Source organism: Streptomyces sp. NPDC001568, assembly GCF_042893755.1.
Lineage (GTDB): Bacteria > Actinomycetota > Actinomycetes > Streptomycetales > Streptomycetaceae > Streptomyces.
Map to the genome: position 1 here is coordinate 94,000 of NZ_JBIAVF010000003.1, position 19,769 is coordinate 113,768.

General features: G+C 69.7%; 17 protein-coding genes and 1 pseudogene. 6 read left to right on the forward strand and 12 right to left on the reverse strand.

Features of this window, described 5'->3' with window-relative positions:
- Positions 1-107: 107 nt before the first annotated feature.
- The 11 genes and pseudogenes from ACFY0I_RS06220 to ACFY0I_RS06270 all read right to left on the reverse strand — a co-directional run bounded on the left by ACFY0I_RS06220 (position 108) and on the right by ACFY0I_RS06270 (position 12,591).
- Positions 108-1,151, reverse strand: a complete 1,044-nt coding sequence (locus ACFY0I_RS06220) for a hypothetical protein (protein WP_388890902.1) — start codon at positions 1,149-1,151, stop codon at positions 108-110.
- Between the two features lie 76 nt (positions 1,152-1,227).
- Complete coding sequence (locus ACFY0I_RS06225; protein WP_384663756.1) at positions 1,228-1,500, reverse strand: DNA-binding protein; 273 nt, start codon at positions 1,498-1,500, stop codon at positions 1,228-1,230.
- Complete coding sequence (locus ACFY0I_RS06230; RefSeq protein WP_350914222.1) at positions 1,497-2,219, reverse strand: hypothetical protein; 723 nt, start codon at positions 2,217-2,219, stop codon at positions 1,497-1,499. Before ACFY0I_RS06230 ends, ACFY0I_RS06225 begins: the two co-directional genes overlap by 4 nt.
- A 14-nt stretch (positions 2,220-2,233) precedes the next feature.
- Positions 2,234-4,258 carry a hypothetical protein gene (locus ACFY0I_RS06235; RefSeq protein ID WP_388890906.1) on the reverse strand — a complete coding sequence of 675 codons (2,025 nt, stop codon included), beginning with the start codon at positions 4,256-4,258 and terminating at the stop codon, positions 2,234-2,236.
- Positions 4,245-4,490 carry an S-type pyocin domain-containing protein gene (locus ACFY0I_RS06240; protein WP_388890909.1) on the reverse strand — a complete coding sequence of 82 codons (246 nt, stop codon included), beginning with the start codon at positions 4,488-4,490 and terminating at the stop codon, positions 4,245-4,247. Before ACFY0I_RS06240 ends, ACFY0I_RS06235 begins: the two co-directional genes overlap by 14 nt.
- Positions 4,491-4,719: 229 nt before the next feature.
- Positions 4,720-5,604, reverse strand: coding sequence for a hypothetical protein (locus tag ACFY0I_RS06245; protein ID WP_384649022.1), 885 nt, complete (start codon positions 5,602-5,604; stop codon positions 4,720-4,722).
- A complete protein-coding gene (locus tag ACFY0I_RS06250) occupies positions 5,601-7,601 on the reverse strand; it encodes a hypothetical protein (protein ID WP_388890912.1) in 2,001 nt (666 codons plus the stop codon). The genes ACFY0I_RS06245 and ACFY0I_RS06250 overlap by 4 nt, the downstream gene beginning before the upstream one ends.
- A gap of 128 nt (positions 7,602-7,729) precedes the next feature.
- Positions 7,730-8,695 carry a hypothetical protein gene (locus ACFY0I_RS06255; protein WP_388890914.1) on the reverse strand — a complete coding sequence of 322 codons (966 nt, stop codon included), beginning with the start codon at positions 8,693-8,695 and terminating at the stop codon, positions 7,730-7,732.
- Between the two features lie 146 nt (positions 8,696-8,841).
- Complete coding sequence (locus ACFY0I_RS06260; RefSeq protein WP_388890917.1) at positions 8,842-9,510, reverse strand: Crp/Fnr family transcriptional regulator; 669 nt, start codon at positions 9,508-9,510, stop codon at positions 8,842-8,844.
- Positions 9,511-9,601: 91 nt separating this feature from the next.
- A pseudogene (locus ACFY0I_RS06265) lies at positions 9,602-11,111 on the reverse strand (MFS transporter).
- Between the two features lie 478 nt (positions 11,112-11,589).
- Positions 11,590-12,591: a hypothetical protein gene (locus ACFY0I_RS06270; RefSeq protein WP_388890920.1), complete on the reverse strand. Its 1,002-nt coding sequence runs from the start codon at positions 12,589-12,591 to the stop codon at positions 11,590-11,592.
- A gap of 663 nt (positions 12,592-13,254) precedes the next feature.
- Between ACFY0I_RS06270 and ACFY0I_RS06275 the strand changes: the two genes are divergently transcribed.
- The 4 genes from ACFY0I_RS06275 to ACFY0I_RS06290 all read left to right on the forward strand — a co-directional run bounded on the left by ACFY0I_RS06275 (position 13,255) and on the right by ACFY0I_RS06290 (position 16,051).
- Entirely contained in the window at positions 13,255-13,458 is a 204-nt protein-coding gene (locus tag ACFY0I_RS06275) for a cold-shock protein (protein ID WP_388890922.1), read from the forward strand.
- Between the two features lie 317 nt (positions 13,459-13,775).
- Positions 13,776-15,236, forward strand: a complete 1,461-nt coding sequence (locus ACFY0I_RS06280; protein WP_388890924.1) for a DEAD/DEAH box helicase — start codon at positions 13,776-13,778, stop codon at positions 15,234-15,236.
- A 45-nt stretch (positions 15,237-15,281) separates the two neighbouring features.
- Positions 15,282-15,686 carry a hypothetical protein gene (locus ACFY0I_RS06285; RefSeq protein ID WP_388890927.1) on the forward strand — a complete coding sequence of 135 codons (405 nt, stop codon included), beginning with the start codon at positions 15,282-15,284 and terminating at the stop codon, positions 15,684-15,686.
- A 53-nt stretch (positions 15,687-15,739) separates the two neighbouring features.
- Entirely contained in the window at positions 15,740-16,051 is a 312-nt protein-coding gene (locus ACFY0I_RS06290; protein WP_388890930.1) for an SCO5918 family protein, read from the forward strand.
- Between the two features lie 113 nt (positions 16,052-16,164).
- Here ACFY0I_RS06290 and ACFY0I_RS06295 read toward each other — a convergent pair whose 3' ends face one another.
- Positions 16,165-16,524: a hypothetical protein gene (locus ACFY0I_RS06295; protein ID WP_388890933.1), complete on the reverse strand. Its 360-nt coding sequence runs from the start codon at positions 16,522-16,524 to the stop codon at positions 16,165-16,167.
- Positions 16,525-17,459: 935 nt separating this feature from the next.
- Here ACFY0I_RS06295 and ACFY0I_RS06300 point away from each other — a divergent pair.
- Together ACFY0I_RS06300 and ACFY0I_RS06305 are read left to right on the forward strand one after the other, a co-directional pair.
- On the forward strand, positions 17,460-17,804 hold the full coding sequence (locus ACFY0I_RS06300) for a MerR family transcriptional regulator (protein WP_388890935.1): 345 nt from the start codon (positions 17,460-17,462) through the stop codon (positions 17,802-17,804).
- A gap of 586 nt (positions 17,805-18,390) precedes the next feature.
- Complete coding sequence (locus ACFY0I_RS06305; RefSeq protein ID WP_388890938.1) at positions 18,391-19,677, forward strand: ice-binding family protein; 1,287 nt, start codon at positions 18,391-18,393, stop codon at positions 19,675-19,677.
- Positions 19,678-19,769: the final 92 nt, after the last annotated feature.

A 19,769-nucleotide genomic window follows, 5' to 3' on the forward strand; every position in this document is an offset into this window, starting at 1 on the left:
AGCAGGAGGGGGGAAGCGCACCCGACCCTTTCGGTTCGACGTCGGACAGCGCCGTGATGGTTGGCGAGTTCGACAACTCCAGGGGCCCCGCCGCGGCGGGGCACTATTCAGGAGCGGCGCAACTCCACTGCCTTGGACTGCAGTTCCTTCATCATGGCGATGCTGTGGAGCATTTTCCGGAAGGCCGACGTGATCCTGCGTACAGGGCGGCGCATGAGGCGACTGGCGGCACCGATCATGTTGATCATGGCCATGCCCTCCTGGACAGAAGCCGATTCGATCTCGGCGCCCCAGTCCGTCAGGGCGATTTGCTCCAGCACTCCCTCCGCGTCCTCCGACCATTCGGCGCGAGGAGTGGTGGCCAGCCAGTCCAGGAACACCTGGAAGCCGGTGCAGGAGGTGCGCATGCGTTCGGCAAAGCGGTCCGCCGCAGCCTCCAGTTCTCCGGTCGGTCCCTCGATGGCCTTGGCCAGGCGGTTCACCACGGCCATCATCTTGTTCGCCGTGGCCCCGGAGTGGTTGACCCGGGTCATTTCCTCCCCGAGGAGCATCATGAGCTCAGCGAGGTCCGACATGGCCGCTTCCACGTCGGCCATGTCGTCGGCGAGCGCCTCCATCTGGGCCTCGGCCTCCACGATCAGATCGAACAGGCCCGGGAGGTTGTCGTCGGGGCCGCTTTCCGCTCCGGTCGCGGAGCCCGTCTCGATCGCGCCGTCCTCTGTCCGCACCGGGTCCGCCGCCAGCACATCCAGCAGTTGCTTCCGGGCAGTCGCTGTGCCGTCCGGATGGGACAGGAAGGCCAGGCGGAGCACCGTCCGGGGGGAGGGACGGCACTCGGCGTCCTGGGTGACGTGGACGGTGCGCCGGCCGAGGGCGTGGCGCGCGCCGAGGGCAAAGGCCAGGTCCGGGTCGGAACCGCCGAGGTCCGCGACGACGACGTCCGCCTCAGTGAGCAGGTGCAGCAGCTGGTCCAGGGGCAGGCCGGCCTCGGCGAGGCTGCCCGCCCTCAACAGGGTGAGGCCGAGCTGTTCGCACACCGGGCGCACGATCTCCTCGTGGAGGACGGCGGACCGGTGCCGCTCCTCCGGGAGCCAGGGGGTGGCGGAGTAGGCGGTGGTCGCGGTCCCGTCGATGACGAGGCAGGTGGGCATGGTGGTTTCCTTTCGGTGGCGGTCCGGGAGTGGGGCCCTGCCGGCGGCCTCGACCGCCGGCAGGGCGGGAGAGGAATCAGTCGAAGAGCGTGAGTGCCACGCCGTCGGCGACCTCGTCGGCGAAGACGGGACGCTCCTCGATGCCCAGCGCGGCCAGCAGCTCCACGGTCCGCACCCGGTGGCGGCGGCCGACGGACACCGTGGGACAGGGGAACTCGTCTCGGGCGACCAACCGGTAGGCGGTGCCCATGCATATACCGAACGCCCGGGCCGCCGTGCGCAGGTCGACGCTCACCGGCAGGTCGAAGATCTCGCGGAAGGTGAGGGGTGTGTCGTGGCAGCCGCTCATCCCTCCCTCCCGACCCGGCGCAGAGAGAGGGCGGCGACCTGGCGGCCCCGTCCGGAGTACCCGACGCTCGTGGCCGTACCGGCCACGCCCCATGCACTGGCGAGAGCGCCGATCCGTACGCCTTCGACACGGTGCGCGGGTACGGAGATCCGCAGGCTCGCGGAGAGCCCCGAACGGCGCGGGGCCGGGTCGTAGTCCGCCCGCCAGACGTCGTCCCTGCCCGCGCCGGGGGGAGTACCGCCCGCGCGTTCCACGTCCTCCACCGCGTTCTCGCGGTGCGTGTCGCGCCAGACCTCCCAGGCGCGGGAGCAGGCCGACCGCAGCACCGCACTCCCGGGTTCCGGGTCCCGCGGGTCCAGCTTCGCCAGTTCTTCGAGGTAGCAGGTGACGAGCTCCGCCTCGACGTCCTCGCGGTCGGCACGGCGGGACCGGGTGATCCGGGATGCGTTGCCGCGCAGCCCCGGGAGCCCCAGCCACACCACCGCCTCCCGCCAGTCGGGCCCTCCGGTCCGGAAGCGCTCCGCGACTTGGTGCCACAGGGAAGCCCGTGCCAGGGAGCACGCGGTGCGGTCGTAGAGCAATACACGGGCCCGGTCCAGGGAAAGGGGTACGCCCGCCGGTTCTGTGCCGTCGAACAAACGCAGCGGGGGCGTCGGTTCGTTTCCGGCGCACCGGCGCTCGACGGTGGTGAGGATGCCGGGGCGAGAGAAGAAAGTCATGGGTCGCCTCCTGTTCAACCGGCCTGCAAGGCCGGGGTGTTGTCTCGCCAGGTCTTCAGCGCGCGGGCGGCGGGTGCCTTGCCGGGCATCGCGTCCGGGCCTCTTTCCACGGCCAGGAGCCAGCGGAGGACGCCGGGCTCCCGAGCGGTCACCAGCCCGTCGAGGAGCCGGGCGACCGCCCGGGACCGGCCCTTGGCGCCGACCGCCCCGGCGCACCAGGTGAGCAGGGCATCTCCCATGCCGGAGAAGGCGACCGACTCGTTCAGGGAGTGTCCGACGAGGTGGACGGCGACCGCCGCCGAGCCGGCGCGGGCCAGAGCCCGTCCGCTCCACCACAGGGAGTCGGTGCGGGCCATGACGGGAAAGGCACAGGCGGTCAGCAGGCCGGCCGTGCCGTCGGTCCGCGCCCAGTCCCGCATCCGGTGCAGGACGGTCACCCTGGTGGTGTGGTCGCCTCTTTCGAAGCGTCGTACGAGTGCCCCCTTGGCAGCCTCGAAGACGGAGAGGTCGTCCGGCCCGGCGCCCAGGGTCTCGACGAGCTGTTCCAGCAGTCGCAACGCCTGCTCGTCCCCGAGCCCCTCGGGCTCCTGGCAGGCGTACGCCACAGCGTGCTTCAAGGAGGCTTCGGGCGTGACGCTCCACAGGTCCAGCAGGTCGGCCGCCGTCTGTGCCACCTCCCGGTCCCGGAAACGTGTCGCCAGGCATCGCCCAGCCACCCGCGGGGCGGGGAAGACCGGAGTGGAGGCCAGCGCGGGCAGCAGTTCCAGGGACTTGCCGCTCGTGGCCTCCGCCAGAGCGGCGACGGCCCGGCCGGCCCGCTCGATCTGGTCCTCCTCCGGGCCGGGGTCGGCGAGCCAGGCGTGTACCACCGGCACGAGGTCCGCACGGTCCCGGCACAGGCCGTCCCACACGGCCCCGCTCACGGCGGGCCAGAAGAAGGACACCCTGTCGGTGGCCTCGTCATCGGCGCGGCTCACACGATGGGCTCCGAGGATCCGCAGGACTTCGGCTGGCGACCTCGTCGGAGGCTCCTCGCCCGGATGACCGTAGGAGCCGGGACCCCGCATCCTGTCCGGGCCCGCCAGCCGCAGCAGTTCTCGCGCCCGTTCCATCATCACGGCACGGTGCAGTCCTCCGTAGACGCCGAGGGAGAGCAGACAGGCCAGGAGGGCGGGATCGCGCTGGGCCCGGGCCAGGATCTCGGGACCCTCGGCGCCGGCCAGGATGCGCATGAGCTCCCCCGGGGCCGGGCCGCCCGCCGCCCCCAGGCGCCGCAGGGTGGCCGCGGCCTGTGCGGCGTGGCGTGGCGGCAGGCCGTCGGGCAACAGCTCGTCGAGATCGCCGGGTTCCAGGGCACGCAGCAACCGGGCGTGTACTGCCTCGTCGGGGCAGCCGTCCGCGAGGTGGGTGGTGAAGACCTTCCGGGGATCCGGCGGCCGGTGGCGCAGGACCGGCACGCCGAGCTGGTCCTCCAGTGCGCCCACCAGGCCGGGGGCCTCCACCAGGACGATGACGAGGCGGGCGCCCGCCTCGGTCAGGAGCCCTTCGAGGCGGGCCAGGTCCCACGCCCGGAGCGCGAAGGGATCCGCGAGCTCCGTCACCAGGTATCCGTCCACTCCCTGGGCGCGCGGCGACCACCGGGAGAGGTTGGCCGTTCCGTCGACCTGGACAAGCACGGGGGCCTCGTGGCCGTGCGCGAGCAGGTTGAGCGCGTGTGTCTCCCGCCCCGTCCCGGCCTCGCCGACGAGCACCACGATGCCGGATTCGCGCACCGCGAGGGCTTCCTCGAAGCCGGGCGGCGCCACGAAGCACCGCCGCGCCGCCTGCACGTGTTTCGTCCGTACGGGGCCTTGCCGCATCGGCCCCGGAACCGCGCCGCCCTCCACCGAAGGTGCGAGCCGCTGGTGCTGGCCGCCGGTCAGCAATCCGGTGTTGATGACGCCGTTGGGGGCCCAGATCGCCGGCCCCCGGCCCGCCACAGCCATCGCGAACTCGGCGAAGTCGGGCTCGGTCTCGCCGGGGAGATCAGCTGTCGCCATCGGTTCCTCCGCCGGTGTGGCCGGAGAATTCGACGGTGGTGACGTGCTGACCGCCGTGGACGGTGCCGGTGTTGATGATGCCGCGCTCGGCGTTCAGCACCGTCGCGGGGGAGGTCGCCGCCCGGGAAGCGGCGCCCGGGGCCGCCTCGGGCTCGGGTGCCGGGCCTGCGGCTTCCCGTCGCCGGCGGAACGCGAGGACATTGTCCGGGGTCTGAAGTTCTTCTGCTCGCATGTCGCCCTTTCCTTCCGTGGACGCCCGGGAATCGTGCGGACGTCCTCCTTTCGACACGTCGAGATTCCCGCGGATTCATCCCCGGAGCTGCTCCGGAGGACCAGGAATCAAGTAACCCCAGTCACACACGGAAAGGGTTTACGGAACGGCATGAACAAGAAGAGCGGGTGCGTCACCGAAAGCGACACACCCGCCCATAAATTCGATATTCGAATACATCTCCACAGAGTCAGATGTACTCGCGAGGAACCGGCCTCCCGAGCGCCCCGATCCGGTCACGCAGCAGGCCGGAGAGCTCCTTGCGTTCCTGTTCGGTCAACGTGCCCAGCAGGGAGGCCAGCTCCTCCTGCCAGTCGGAACGCGGCGGAGTCAGCAGATCCTGGTGGTCGACCGCCCAGTCCAGCACCTGCCGCACCTCTTCGGGGTGACGAAGCAGCCATAGTGCCGCCAGCGACACCGGTCCGGCATGGAGTGCCTGGAGACAGAACTCGTACTCGCCCCGACGGCTGGCCGTCCAGGAGTAACGGACCCCGTCGCTTTCCCGCCGGCCGAGAAGCAGTTCCTCATCATTCTCCCGGAGTCGCACGTCGAACACCCGGTAGCTCAGACCGTGCTCCTCCAGGCGCTGCGGCAGGCCCAGATGCTGCATGATCTCCGGCGCCCCCAGCCCGTTGTCGGAGGCGGCCTGGGCCTCCGACAAGTAACGGAGGACAGAGGCGAGATGGGTCCGTACCAGGTGCCAGCCGTGCAGACTTCTTGCACGGACGACGCGTACGGGGTCGTGGACCCACCAGGAGACCCAGAGATCGACCGACTCTGTGCCGTAGACCGTGGGGAGGCCGACCGCCCGCGTGTCCACGTGCTCCGTCGTGTCCACCCGGAAGACGTCGCTGTACTTTCCGTTCAGGTGGGGAGCGGGGGCCTCGTCCACCAGGGGCGGATAGGCGCCGGAACCCTCCGGGTTCCCTCGCCGGCCGAGGAAGGAGTACTCCCCCGCCTCGTCCCTGAGCACCAGTGCCCAGTCCTTCGGCGCGGACCAGCGATGGCCGAGGATCTCCCGCCAGGGCGCCCTGTCCAGCCGGTGAAAGAGACGGTCGGTGGTGTCGTCGTTCATGCTGTCTCCCTGTGCGCGCCGGTCCGCCACCGATGGAGTGCGTCGCGGGCGGTGACGAGGCCGGGCCAGCCGTTCGCGCCCGCCTGGTCCATTTCTACGAACAATCGGAATTCACCGGAGCGCATGGACTGGGCCATGGCCGCGAACAGGTTCTCGACGGCCCGGAACTGTTCGTCGTCCCACTGGCCCGACTCCGCCCAGCGCAGCAACGTCCAGCACGTCGTTTCGAAGGAACTTTCCGTGTTCAGGGCGCGGCCCGTGAGGTCGGCCAGCGCCTGCCCCTGCGGCGTCCACAGGGCGAGGTTCCTCATGAACCACTGGGGAGACCAGAGCATCCGGCTGAAGAGCGAGAGCACCTGCTCCTGGTCGTACTCCTCGTCGTCCAGCCACTTCCGGAGCAAGTCGAATACCTTCGTCTCGTTGCCGGCCTGGAACAGCCGCAGGATCGCCGCTTCCACCGCCACCTTCACCTGGTACTCCTCTCCCTCCCGGACCTGTGCCGCGTGGAAGAGACTTTGAAGGAGCCGCAGGGCCAGGTCGGGGCGGGCCAGGCCGAATTCCTCGCCGCACGCGTGCGCCACCGTCGTCCTGAGACGGAAGTCGGTCGCCGTGCTCCAGCGATGCAATCGGTAACGAATCTCGGCGACGAGCACGGGGTCCTCGGCCGCGACGCCCAGCGCGTTCGCCACGACGAGCCGACTGGTCGCACGATCCGACCGGGCAAGTTCCAGAAGGTGCACCAGGGCGTTGCGCCCGCCGCCCCAGCTCGCCACCCGTCCCATGGCCCGGCCCGCCGGTTCGGCGAGCCCGCCGGACCGGGGTACGTCCCGCAACCACTCGACGAGCAGTTCTGACAACTGCCCATACTCACGCCACACATGTCTGAGAACGGCCTCGGCCTGGCGATGCCTGATGAACGCCACAGCCTCCACACTGTGCGAGTAGGCTCCCTCCGCCCGGATCTCGCGGTTCTGACGGACCGCACGCACGGCGTGCAGCAGTTCTGTCAGGGAGTGCCGGAAGACGAACTTCGGATTGGGCCGGTCCTGTTTCGCGGCCCCGTCGGCATCTGTGCCGGGCAGCACCGCCGTCAGTCGATCGCCCGCCAGCTTGGTCAACCGGTCGGCCTCGTTCCTGACGATCTGCTGGTCCAGCCCCTCGTAGACCGAAGCGGCCAGCAGGAAGGCCAGTGATTCCGGCTCGTCGCACAAGCTCTTGATGAGCTCCGGGACCTCCCGCTCGGCCCGGTAGCTCAGCCGGAGCCCCAGGTCGCCGAGAGCCTCCGGATCGCCGTCGGCCTCGACGAGGGCCGTCACCAGCTCCACCACTTCGGCGGGTACCAGCTCCGGCACCAGAAGTTCGCCCAGGTCATGACGGCTGGCAAGCGCGGATAGCAGCCGGTCCCGCTCCCACCGGTCCGGCACCACCGCCTCGAAGCGGCTGCCGAACACCAGGGAAGGTGACGGCGGGGAGCACACGGTGGGGCTGATGTGGAGGTCCCGTTCAAGGCGGTGCAGCAGGGCCGTGTCGTCGGGCAGGACGATCACCATGCACGCTTGAGCCTTCTTGAGCAGCTCCCGCACGTTTCTCAGCATGACCGGGGAAAGAGGGCGGGAGGGGAACAGGCCGTCTATGAGATAGCCCCGAGCCGATGTGTCGGTGGGCTTCCAGCGGTCCAGTTCGGTGACGCCGTCCAGTGCCCGCAGTGGCGCACCAGCCCCGCAGCTCTCCCGCAGCAGGTTGAGCGCCGTGGTACGACGGCCTGTTCCTGGTCGGCCGACCAGGAACAGGGGCCCCTGCTTCAGCTTCGCGAGGGCTGCTTCGAACCAGTCGGGGCGTGCGAAACCGAGCGCGGCGGCCTCTCTCTCCATGTCCGGGATCGGGCCCTCGCGTACTCTGCTTTCCCGTAGCCGCCCTTCCGGCCTGGAGCCGTTGCGTACGCCCTGCCCGCCGTACACGGAACCGTTGTTGATGTTCCCTCCGGGGGCGTAGATCACGGACGCCCACTCCTTGGCCCCGCCGACCAACTCGGTGATGTCGTAGTCCGCTTCGGATCGCGGAGCCCCTTCCTCGGGCAGGGGTCCGGGGCCGGGCAGCCCGGCCGCCCCCACCCTCCCGTCCCCCGTCACTTGCGCCCCTGGCGCTTGTCGCCGCGGACCTGGTCGCCCTGGAAGCGGCGGATCTTGCCGATCTTGTGGCCCTCCACGTAATCACCGGCGATCCGGTCGCCCGCCACATGGTCACCGGCCACGTGATGGTTGCTCACGCTCTGACCGCCGTGGACGGTGCCGGTGTTGATGTTGCCGCGGGGGGCGGCGATGGCATCCGTGCCGCGGGCCGTCGTGTCGTCGCCGGACAAGTCGGCGGACTGCGGGGAGGGCTCCTGCACGGGCTCCGGAGCGGCGCCCTCGACGAGGGTCCCCTCGTAGAGAGGGCCGGAGGCCTGGGGGACGTAGAGCCATGCCCGTCGGGAGAACGACTTGCCCTCGACCGTCGCGGCCACCTCCACGAAGTGGTCGGGGTGGCGCCCGGTGTACCCGCCGGCGACCGCGTCCTCGTAGCACCGCTCGGAGAGGATGGCCGCGACGTGGGTGATGTTCTCGTTGTGGGAGGTGAGCACGGCCTTGACGGGGCGCGAGTCGAGCAGCCGGTGGGTGTCGTTGCGCGCTGTGCCGTTGCCGCCGAACTCGTCCCCGGTCTCCGGCAGCGGGCCGACGTGCAGACTGACGCGGAGCCTGATCGGCACCGCCCCGTGGGAGAGGACGTTGAAGTCGGTCAGGACCTCCTGGAGGGCGAGCAGCAGGGGGTGGATGACGAAGGGCATGCGTGCCGGGTCGAACCCGAAGACATAGCCGTCCCCGGTGGTGGCCGGGAACGTACGGTCCTCCCACAGGTCTCCGAGGTCGGTCCTGTGGAGCGCGGTCTTCAGGAGTTCGGGGACGACCCGGCTGACGGCCTCGTGCTCGATCGCCGGGCGGCCCGTGAAGTCCTTCGCGTCGACGGCCAGAATGCCCCGGTAGGGAGGCAGCGGCCTGCTGTGGGTGTACGGGGCGGTGATCCGCTGGGGCAGGGCGCTGCTGAACTCGGGCATGTCACTCCTCCGTGAAGCCCGCCCGGCCGCTCTCGGGCCGGGCGGGAACGCTGTCGCGTGACGTCGAGCTTCACAGCGGGCGGGGAGCCGTTCCGTTCCGCAGGACCCGATAGGGAGTGATGAGGACCACATCCCCGACGGGGGTGTCAGCCGGCCGCGTGGCCGCCGGCCACCTTGCGCAGGCCCTCCACGCTGACAACCTCGATCCGGCGGTTTCCCACGCTCACGCAGTCGGGGCCGAGCCGCTCCAGCGCCTTGCTGACGGCTTTGCGGCCCACATCGATGTGCTGGGCCAGCTCCTCCCTGGTGAGGGAGAAGCAGTGCTTCCCTTGCTTCCCTTCACCGGCTGCCGTGACCAGGCGGAGCAGGGCCAGGGCGAGACGTTCATGAACAGCCCCCTCGCACAGCTCGGCCTGTTCGCGCATACGATTCCAGGCTAATTCAAAAATAGGGCGGGCGAGCTTGGCCTCTTGGACGAAGCGATGGAAATCCTGTGCGGGCACAATGCATGCCCTGCTTTTCCTCAGCGCCCACACATCGGCCATCCGGACACTTTCGGGCTGAAGAGCCATCTCTCCCAGGATCTCGCCCCGCCCCCGGAAACCGAGCAGTCGCTGCCGCCCGTCGGGCTCGGTCCTGACGACCTTCACCAGCCCGTCCACCAGAGCAAGCACATGCGTCCCCCGGTCCCCCTGCCGCAACAGGGCGCGGCCCGCGAGGTAGGTCTGCTCCGGATACCGCGTCAGTCGTGCCCACTCCTCGTCCGGCACCAGAGCACACAGAGGAGCTGACGGAAGGGAATCATCTTCGCTCATGCGGTCAAGCTAGAGGAGAAAAACTTCGGATAGACATGGGATTCACAATTCGGCGCGCGCGTCACAAATAGAACGGCCGAATTTTTTCTGTTTAGCCGCCCGGCATCATCCCGCCACCCCTGAGCCGTTCCATGTCGGAGGGGCGGACCTGGATGGCGAAGAGGGCGACCAGAAAGACGATCACGGCGAGGCGGCGGAGACGATGAAGCCAGCCGAGACGCCGGAGGTGAGGATCTGGTTGCCACAGGCGGGCGGGAGCCCGTCGGTGCGGGCGAAGAGGGCCTTCTCGGCCGGGCCCGCCCGGGCGAGGAAGGCCGGGATCTCCTGGTCGACCTCGTTGCGACTGGCGGTACCGAAGACGGTCACCAGGATGGAGAGGCCCAGCGAGCCGCCGACCTGCTGGGTGGCGTCGAGGAGGACGGGCCGCGCCGGACTCGGCGGGCCGCACGTCGGCGAGAGGGCCAGCGAGACGAACATCATGCCCGTACCCGCGCTGAACACCAGCATCGGGCCGAGGGTCGAGCCCGCGTAGGTGGAGTGGACGTCCGCCAGGGCCAGGCAGAGTGAGCCCAGGACCATGAAGGGCTTCGGGCCCTACTTCGGCAGGAGTTGGGAGGTAAGGCCGACCACCACTGCGATCACCGCACTGACCGGCAGGAAGGCGAGGCCCGCCTCCAGTGGGCTGAAGCCCAGCATCTGCTGCACGAAGAGCGTCAGGAAGAAGAACCTGCCGAAGATCGCCGCCGCCAGGCAGAGCATGATGCCGTACATGCCCGCCCTGTTCCGGTCGGCAGGCATGTGGAGGGGGTGATCGGCTGTCGGGAGCGGCGTTCCACCAGGACGTACGTGGCCAGCAGGACGACCGCAGCGCAGAACGAGGCGATCGTGTACGGATCGCTCCATCCCTCCTGCGCCGCGCGGATGAAGCCGTACACCAGCGCCACCATGCCGAGGGTCGACATGAGCGCGCCCGCCAGGTCGAAGTGGCCGGGGTGACGTTCCGAATTCTTGACATGGCGGAAGTTAGGGGCGGGATCATCAGGGCGATCGGCACGTTCACGAAGAGGATCCAGCGCCAGTCGAGCCATTCGAAGAGCACTCCGCCCGCCAGCAGGCCGATCGCCCCGCCGTCCGCCGACGCTCCCGCGAACACGCCGAAGGCCTGGTTGCGTTCGGGCCCCTCCTCGAAGATGGTGGTGATCAGGGGGAGCGCGGTCGGCGAGGAGATCACGCTGTCGGCGTCCTGGAGGGCGCGGACCGCTAGGAGTTGCCAGAACGCCTGCACGAACCCGCAAAGCGGCAAGGCGAGTCCGAAGAGCAGCACGCCGAAGATGAGAACCCGGCTCCTGCCGAGGATGTCGCCCGCCCGGCCGCCGAGGAGCAGCAGGCCGCCGAAGGCCAGCGTGTAGGCGTTGACCACCCAGGACAGGGCTGGTGGTGGAGAAGTCGAGGGCACTCTGGATGTGCGGAAGCGCGATGTTGACGATGGTGTTGTCGAGGACGACCATCAACTTGCAAGAGGCGATGACGAACAGGGCGATGCCCTTGCCGCCGCCCACGCCGACGGGGGTGGGGCCCACCGGCTTGAGCAGCCGGCTCATCAGTACCCATCGCCGCGACTACCGGCCCAGAGGCCGTGCCACAACGTGCCAGTAGCGGCGGTAAACAGCGGTCAGCAAGGTGTCTGACAAAACAGTCAAGGCCGGACCCTCCATGGAGGTTTCCACAGGTCAGAGGCCATCCGAGCGCCCAAGTGCCGAGTGATTCCCAAGCTTATGGCGCGGGTTCGATTCCCGTCATCCGCTCTTGCAAGAAGGCCCAGGTCATCGACCTGGGCCTTCTTCGTTGTCCGGGCCCCTCCCGGCCCGCGTGCCCTTCGCGTGCCATAACTGCCCTGATGGCGGTCCGGATTGCTCGCCGAGTCGCTGCGGGCTTCGCGGGGGAGGGCGTCCGCGCGTCGAGCGGCATGTCCTGAACAGCCTCCACCGGGAGGGCGGCACCGATGGCGCCCACCCCGACGTTGTTCCGGCGGGCCGGAGGCCGGCTCGGGGAGCGGCCGGGGCACGACCGCACCGGCACCTAGCTCGCGAGCGCCTTGAACAGGCCGCGGATCTCGTCCTCGTCCGCGATCACCGGCAGGGTGTCGAAGTAGAGCTCCCACTCGCCCTTCGGGCCGATGCGCTCGACGATCCCGAAGGGGATGTCGGTGCGCTTGGGGTCGGTGGCGTTGGGGTCGGTCATCGTGCCGTGCCACTCGATGTAGGTGGTGGTGCGGCCGAAGGCGACCTGGCCCGCCTTGAACCGGACGTCGGCGTTCTCGAACAGCCGCTGCAGGTAGGCGGTCTTGCCCCCCTGGGTGGTCAGCGACCGGTCCAGGCCGGGCCCGGCCAGCTTGGCGTTGCCGGTACGGGCGGCCAGCGCGGCGGCGTCCCCGCTGTTCCAGGCGGCGAGGCGGGCGGGGATCTCCTGGGCGTGGAACCGGTCGGGGGCCGCTCCGCGCGGGCCGGGGCCGGCCGGGTCGGCGATGCCGGCGAAGAGGGGGCGGGGCCGCTGGGACTCGGGCAGGACCTGGAACAGCTCGTAGCGGTCGTAGTAGCGGCGGGCCTGGATGGTCTTGCCGTCATCGCCGAGGACGTTGCGGGCGATCTGCGGGTAGCTGACCTTGTGGCCCTTGAGGGTGACCGTGTTCTGCTGGCCGAACATCATCACGGCGCCGTCGGCGACCACGTTCGTGCCGCGGTAGCGGAGGTCCGGCACGAGGCGGAGTGAGTTGCTGATCGAGGCGCCGATCACTTCGTGGCCGCGCTGGGGCTTGCCGCCGGCCTCCCAGAGGCTGGCCTCCTCGTCGAAGATGTCCAGGTAGGTCCGGAGGCTGGGGGCCTCGCCGAAGACGATCTGCCGCTTCATGAAGGCGCAGGCGTTCGGGGTGATCCGCCCTTCGAGCCGGTCCACCTTCTCGCGGACCTCGGCGCACTCGCCGCCCTCGGCGGTGGCGGTGGCCGGCGCGGCACCGACGGTGAGGCCTGCGAGGAGAGTGGCCGCCGCGAACACTCCGGTGCGCGTGTACCTCCGCATGTTCATGTCGTTCCCCGTTCGTGATCGCTTGATCGCTTGATCGCTTCGATGGATCAAGCTTCTTCAAGGGCGCCGGCGAAAACGATTACCTCAGGGGTAATGACGGGCAGTTGACGGTGCGGATGACGACCGACCACGGATGACAGGCACTGGCGCGGACCAGGTTCCGGCAGGTGCGTCCGGGCCGGGCCGACCCGCCGGGCGACCCGGCCCGCTCCTGGCCACCATCAGGGGAAAGTGCCCCCACCGTGCCCCCACCGTGCCCCCAGGAGCGGTCAACAGCGGTCAGAACCGGAGCGGGCAGGGGCTCCGGAAGACGCTCGGCGGGGATGATTCACACAGGTCAGCCTACGGACGCACTGTTATCGAAACGCTGCGCTCGGGGGGAATCAATATCTGTCACCGCGGTCGGAGAGTTCAATGGGCCCCGCGCGGAGAGTTTTTACCGCACCGCACTCGGCCGGGTATTTCGCCCGCAAAAACCGCCCCACCATGCTAGTGTCGATCTCGGTTGCAGTTTTGGTACCCAAAAACTTAAAGCGCTCCTGTCGGCCTTCGCGCCACAATTCGAGCGCTTCATATTTCCGGTCACTTCCGGCGGGGCATCATCGCGGCGACACGGTGTCCGCACAGTGCGGATGCCGGTCCACTGCCCCAAAGGAGATCGACATGGCATCCGGCACCGTCAAGTGGTTCAACGCGGCAAAGGGTTTCGGCTTCATCGAGCAGGAGGGCGGCGGGGACGACGTCTTCGCCCACTTCTCGAACATCGCCGCCCAAGGATTCCGCGAGCTGCAAGAGGGCCAGAAGGTCACCTTCGACATCGCGCAGGGCCAGAAGGGCCAGACGGCCGAGAACATCGTTCCCGCCTGACGCTGACGCACATTCCGTAGCTGGGGCCCGCATCCCTCGGGGTGCGGGCCCCAGCTGCACACATTTCCCGCAGTGATGTCGCCTGCGGGACTCGGCATTCGGGGTCGTACCCACCGGGTCTGCGCCCGCTCGGTTTGTTTTGATTCGCGTCCACATGACGCCCCCCATCTCATCGCCTGCGCCTGAACCCGCCCCGCACGGAATCCCTGCGGGCCGGAGACGCTTCGGCATTCCATTCGGCCCGTTCTCGTGATTCCCTGCGCTGCGCTTTCGCTGCGGGAATTCCTTGATACGCGCCACATCAAGGAAGGTTCTGAATGAACCGCACCCGTACGAACAACCGCTCCGTCCCGTCGACCCCGGGTCGTTCCGGAGGTCCGAGCCGTACCGCAGGTCCGAGCCGTTCCGGTGGCTACGGTCGTCGGCCCGCCGCGGTTCAGGGCGAGTTCGCCCTGCCGAGGACGATGACCCCCGCGCTGCCCGCCGTGGAGGCGTTCGCCGATCTCGACGTGCCGGCCGAGCTGCTGGCCGCCCTCGGCGCGCAGGGCGTGGCCGTGCCCTTCCCGATCCAGGGCGCCACCCTGCCGAACACCCTCGCCGGCCGTGACGTGCTCGGCCGCGGGCGCACCGGCTCCGGCAAGACGCTCGCCTTCGGTCTCGCGCTGCTGGCCCGTACCGCCGGCCTGCGCGCCGAGCCGCACCAGCCGCTCGCGCTGGTCCTCGTACCGACCCGCGAACTCGCCCAGCAGGTCACCGACGCCCTCACGCCGTACGCCCGCGCCGTGAAGCTGCGCCTGACCACGGTCGTCGGCGGCATGCCGATCGGCCGGCAGGCCGGAGCGCTGCGCGCGGGCGCGGAGGTCGTCGTGGCCACGCCCGGCCGGTTGCAGGACCTCATCGACCGGGGCGACTGCCGTCTGGACCAGGTAGCGATCACCGTCCTCGACGAGGCCGACCAGATGGCCGACATGGGCTTCATGCCGCAGGTCACCGCCCTCCTGGACCAGGTGCGTCCCGAGGGGCAGCGGATGCTGTTCTCCGCCACCCTCGACCGCAACGTCGACCTGTTGGTCCGCCGCTACCTGACCGATCCGGTCGTGCACTCGGTGGACCCCTCGGCCGGTGCGGTGACGACGATGGAACACCACGTGTTGCACGTCCACGGCGCCGACAAGCACCGGACGACGACGGAGATCGCGGCGCGCGAGGGCCGGGTGATCATGTTCCTGGACACCAAGCACGCCGTCGACCGGCTGACCCAGGAGCTGCTGAACAGCGGTGTCCGCGCCGCCGCGCTGCACGGAGGGAAGTCGCAGCCGCAGCGCACCCGTACCCTCGCCCGGTTCAAGACCGGCCACGTGAGCGTGCTGGTCGCGACGAACGTGGCGGCGCGCGGCATCCACGTCGACCACCTGGACCTCGTCGTGAACGTCGACCCGCCGACCGACCCCAAGGACTATCTCCACCGCGGCGGTCGCACCGCCCGCGCCGGCGAGTCCGGCAGCGTCGTCACCCTCGTCACCCCCCACCAGCGCCGCGACATGACGCGCCTCATGCAGGCCGCCGGCATCACCCCGCAGACCACCCAGGTCCGCTCCGGGGAAGAGGCACTGAACCGGATCACCGGCGCCCAGGCACCCTCCGGCATCCCCGTCACCATCACCGCGCCGGTCTCCGAGCGGCCCGAGCGCGGCGCGTCCTCCCGTGGTCGGCGCAGGCCCGCTTCGGCGGGCCGGCGGGCGGGCGTGCGGCGGTCCGCCTTCGATGCGGCGGCCTGAACACAGGTGATCCGGAAACTGACCCATCTCTGCAGGAGGCACGTTTTGACGCTGGTCCGGATGCAGCCCCGTTCCGCGCACGCCGACCTCACGCCCCGGACGGCGGACGACGCGGTGGAAGCGGCCGGCCCGCAGGTCTGCGACGACATGACGGTCGAGGTGGCCCTGGCCGTCCTGGCCGGCGCCCGCTCCGACCACCTGCTGGTCTGCGACGAGGACGGCCTGTGCACCGGGCTGATCACCCGGGACCGGCTCACCGCCGTCCGCGACGGCGCCGCGTACACCGACCGGGTCCGGCTGCGCGACGTCCTCGGCGAGCGCGTTCCGGTCACCCCGCCCGTGACCACGACGGCCGGGGCCGAACCCGCGGTGCGCCACCACGGGCTCACCGCCCTGCCCGGCGTCGATGACCAGGGCGGCGCGCCGGGCGACCTCGCCCTCGCCCGCTGAACCAACCACCTGACCGTGGTCGGACCGTTCCCCTCTTCACTCTGTGAGGCACCATGCGCTGCGTCATCGCCCGTTTCCCGTTCGACCTGACCAAGAGCGGTGTCCTGGAGTCGATGAGGGGCGTCAAGCCCGAGCAGGTCGTCGGCGAGTCCGTGATCATCGGCCGCCGCACCTACCCGGTCAAGCAGGTCGGTCAGGTCATCACCCGCCAGGACCGACGTGACTTCAGCGCCGGTGAGGTACTCCGGGCCATGACCCAGCTGGGGTTCACCTGCCGCGTGCTGCCCCGGGCCGCCGTCCCCACGCGCGTCCTCAGCCCGCTCCAGCAGGCTTCCGACATGCTCGGTGTCCCGGCGATCGTCTGACGGACAAGGCCGGCGCGGGCCGACACCCGGTGAGGAGGGCCCGACCGGCACGCGCCGGTCGGGCCCTCCCGCGTATCCGGGGGCTCCTCGCGCGAGGGCGGGTCAGTGGTTGGTCAGTGGTTGGAGTAGCTGAAGTCGCCCATGGTCCAGGCGCTGATGTCCGCGATCGAGACGCGGTACATCCCACCCGTCTCCGGGATCCCCACCGTGCCCTGGAGGATGCGGGCCACGTGGAAGTGCAGATGGGTGGGTGGCCCCTCCTGGGGTGTCGTGGCGGTGAAGATGGCGGCGAAATCGCCCAGGTGGGCGGAATCGGTCAGGACCTCCGACACCCGCTGCCTCCACACGGCTTCGGGTGCGAGTCGACCGGTGATGACAGCGCCACCGGTGACCACGGTCAGGGACATCTGATTGCTCTGCCCGGACTCCACCAAGGTGGCAACGTCCACGAGCAGCTCGTCAGGCTTCGACATGAGAGCCCATTTTATGCGCCGGTCGTCCTGTCGGTGCGGCCCGATCGGATCCACCCCCGGTACCGCCGTACGGATCAGGGGTGCGCGGGCGCCGCGCGCCCGGGCCGGAGGAGTATCCGTGCTCCTCCCGGGCCGCTGACCTGCGACGACGACTGGTCTACACATCCTGGGCCGACCGGAAAAACCTACCTCCCTCATAGAGGCCCAAAAATCTATGCCGGCCGGAGTAGACATTGAGTGGTGACGTGGCTATGGTTTCTCTCGTAGCCCAGAGAGACAGAAGGGCCCGGCAGAGACGAACTGCCGGGAGCAGTACCGCAGTTGCAGTCCGCATCACGGTGCGGTGGTGGAGTTCCGGAGCCAGGGTTGTTGCAGGAAGGCGACGGGGCTGACGACCGGACCGGGTGGCCCGCATTGATGAGGGGCCGCCGTGAGCAGTACCCAGCAGTGGCAGTACCCAGCAGTGAGGGCAGTGAGCAGCACCTCGGTGAAGGCGTCGGCTGCGGACGCGCGCACCGGGAGGTTCGGCAGTGGGGTTCCAAGCCAGAGCAGACGCAGGACGGGCAACGGGGCCGGCTGCCGAAGAGTGGCGCCGACACGGGCCGCTGAGCAATTCGCGGTAGGAGCAGTAAGCGGTACCGGCAGTCGCGGTACACGTGCGAAAAGTAGTTGATCACCGAGGGAAGAACGGAGGAGCCGAGCACCATCAGGATCGCCCGGGCGGATGTCGGAGCCCGGGTACCGCAGGACATCGATAGTGAGGTGGTCTCCGGTCAAGCAACCGCGATCCCCGCGTTCCCGACAGCATCTCGGTCGGGTCGACGGAAACAGGAGGCCGGCGCAGGACCAGGGCCGGCAGATGGTGTAGTAGTTCCTTCGGGGCCCTGGTGCCAATGGCACCAGGGCCCCTCCACGCGTTCCATGAAAGAGGTTCAGTGACAGCAGACGCTTCGTTCGGCCGTCTCGACGACGACGATTACCCCGCTTACACCATGGGCCGGGCCGCGGACATGCTCGGCACCACCCAGGGCTTCCTCCGCGCCATCGGAGAGGCCCGCCTGATCACCCCGCTCCGCTCCGAGGGCGGCCACCGCCGCTACTCCCGCTACCAGCTGCGCATCGCGGCGCGCGCCCGCGAACTCGTCGACCAGGGCACCCCCATCGAGGCGGCCTGCCGGATCGTCATCCTCGAGGACCAGCTCGAAGAGGCGCAGCGCATCAACGCCGAATACCGCCGCGCCGCCGCATCGTCCGACCCGTCGGCCTCGCCCTCGGCCTGAGGTGGGGGTGCCCGCCGATGTCGGCGGGCCGCGCCCCGGGGTTCGCGGCAGCGTCCGGCTTCCGTCGTCACCATCGGGCCGTGGTCGCGCGCGACGGGTCGGCCCCGACCGGGCGTACCGGGGTCGGCCGTGACGAGCTCCCGATCATGCCGGGCAGGTGCCGACCGGGCCGGGTTCCGTTCCTCGCGTCTTCCGTGCACAGGATGTGGACGGTGGGGCGCCGGGCCCGGCGATCGGACACGAGCCGGCCGCCACGCCCGCCCCCGCGGGTTCCCGAGATCGCCTGACTGGCGGTACGGCTCCGCGCGCTGCGGTGGGATCCATGCGGGCAGGTGTGCGGTGGTGCCCCTTGTGGGTTATTCGAGCCCTGTCCATTCGGGGGGAACGTCGGATGATCGACAATGTGAGTCTGATTATTTTCAGCGCTATTTCCCCCGTGGAATGTGTTTGTATTAATCCCCCCTCCGCACCTCGCTCATCATTGGTGCGTGAAATTTCCTGCGTAATATGCGGCAGCGACACACCAGGGCCTCCGAGCGAACGGTTCCGCCCGGTACGCCACGCCCCCACAGGAAATGGCCTCTTGATGAAGCTGAAAATCCAAGCGGCTCAGCGCCGCACTCTGTCCGGCTGGGTGTCCTCGGCCGTCGCCGTAACGGTTGCCGCTGTCATGGTCGCCGGGTTGCCGACGCAGGCCATGGCCATCGCGATTCCCGTACCGCTGGGTACCACCGCCGGCTATTCCGTCCTGTCCGGTCAGGGAGTCACGAACACCGGCAACTCGGTGCTCGACCACGACCTCGGAACGCACCCGAACCCGGCCATCACCGGGTTCCCGCCGGGACTGGTGCTCGGCGCGGTGCACCCCGCGGACGCCGCGGCCGCTCAGGCCAAGAGCGATCTGGTCGTGGCCTACAACCAGGCGGCCGGCCAGTTGGGCGGGCAGGCACCGGACTTCCCGCTCGCGGCGGGAATCGGCGGGGGCCAGGAACTGCTTCCCGGCGTGCACAGGGCCACATCGGGTGTCGGACTCACGGGCGACCTGGTCCTGAACGCCGGGGGGAACCCCAACTCGGTCTGGGTGTTCCAGATTCCCGAAGCCCTGACCACGGCGTCCAGCAGCCGGATCCTCCTCACGAACGGCGCTTCGCCGTGCAACGTGTACTGGCAGATCGGGAGTTCGGCGACCCTCGGCACCACATCCACTTTCGTGGGCACCATCATGGCTCTGACCTCGATCTTCGTGAACCAGGGGGCGAACATCGAGGGCCGGGCACTGGCGCGTAACGGCGAAGTGACGCTCAACAACAACAGGATCTTCCTCGGCGGGTGCGCCACCGGCGGCACGACGACCGGCACGACGACCGGCACCACCACGGGCACCACCACGGGCACCACCACGGGAACGACCACCGGCACCACCACCGGCACCACCACCGGAACGACCGCCGGCACGCCGACCGCCGGCACGACGACCGGCACGACCGTGGGTCTCATCGGTGGTGGCCTCCTGGGCGGACCGATCGTCGACCTCGTGTCCGGCGGCACCTCGGGGAACATCGCCGGCAACACCTCCGGGAACACCGCGGGCAACACGGCCGGGAACACCATCGGTGGGAACGTCACCGGCGGGAACGGCGGCGGGCCCGGCGGACCGGACCACGGCGGGCCCGGCAACGGCGGCCCGGACCACCACGGCCCGGACCACCACGGCCTGGAGCACGGCGGACCGCAGCACGGCGGCCCGGACCACGGCGGCCCGGACCACGGGCACGAGGGGGGACCCGGTAAGCCGGACCACGGCCACGACCACGGCGGGAAGCCCGGCGACCACTACGGCTACGGCAACAAGCCCGCGGGCCACGAGGGCTAGGCGACAGGCTGCCCGAAGCCCGTACATCGGATGAAGGCGCGCGGCGGAATCGTCATCGAATCCGCCGCGCGCCGTCCGTGGGAGTCGCAAAG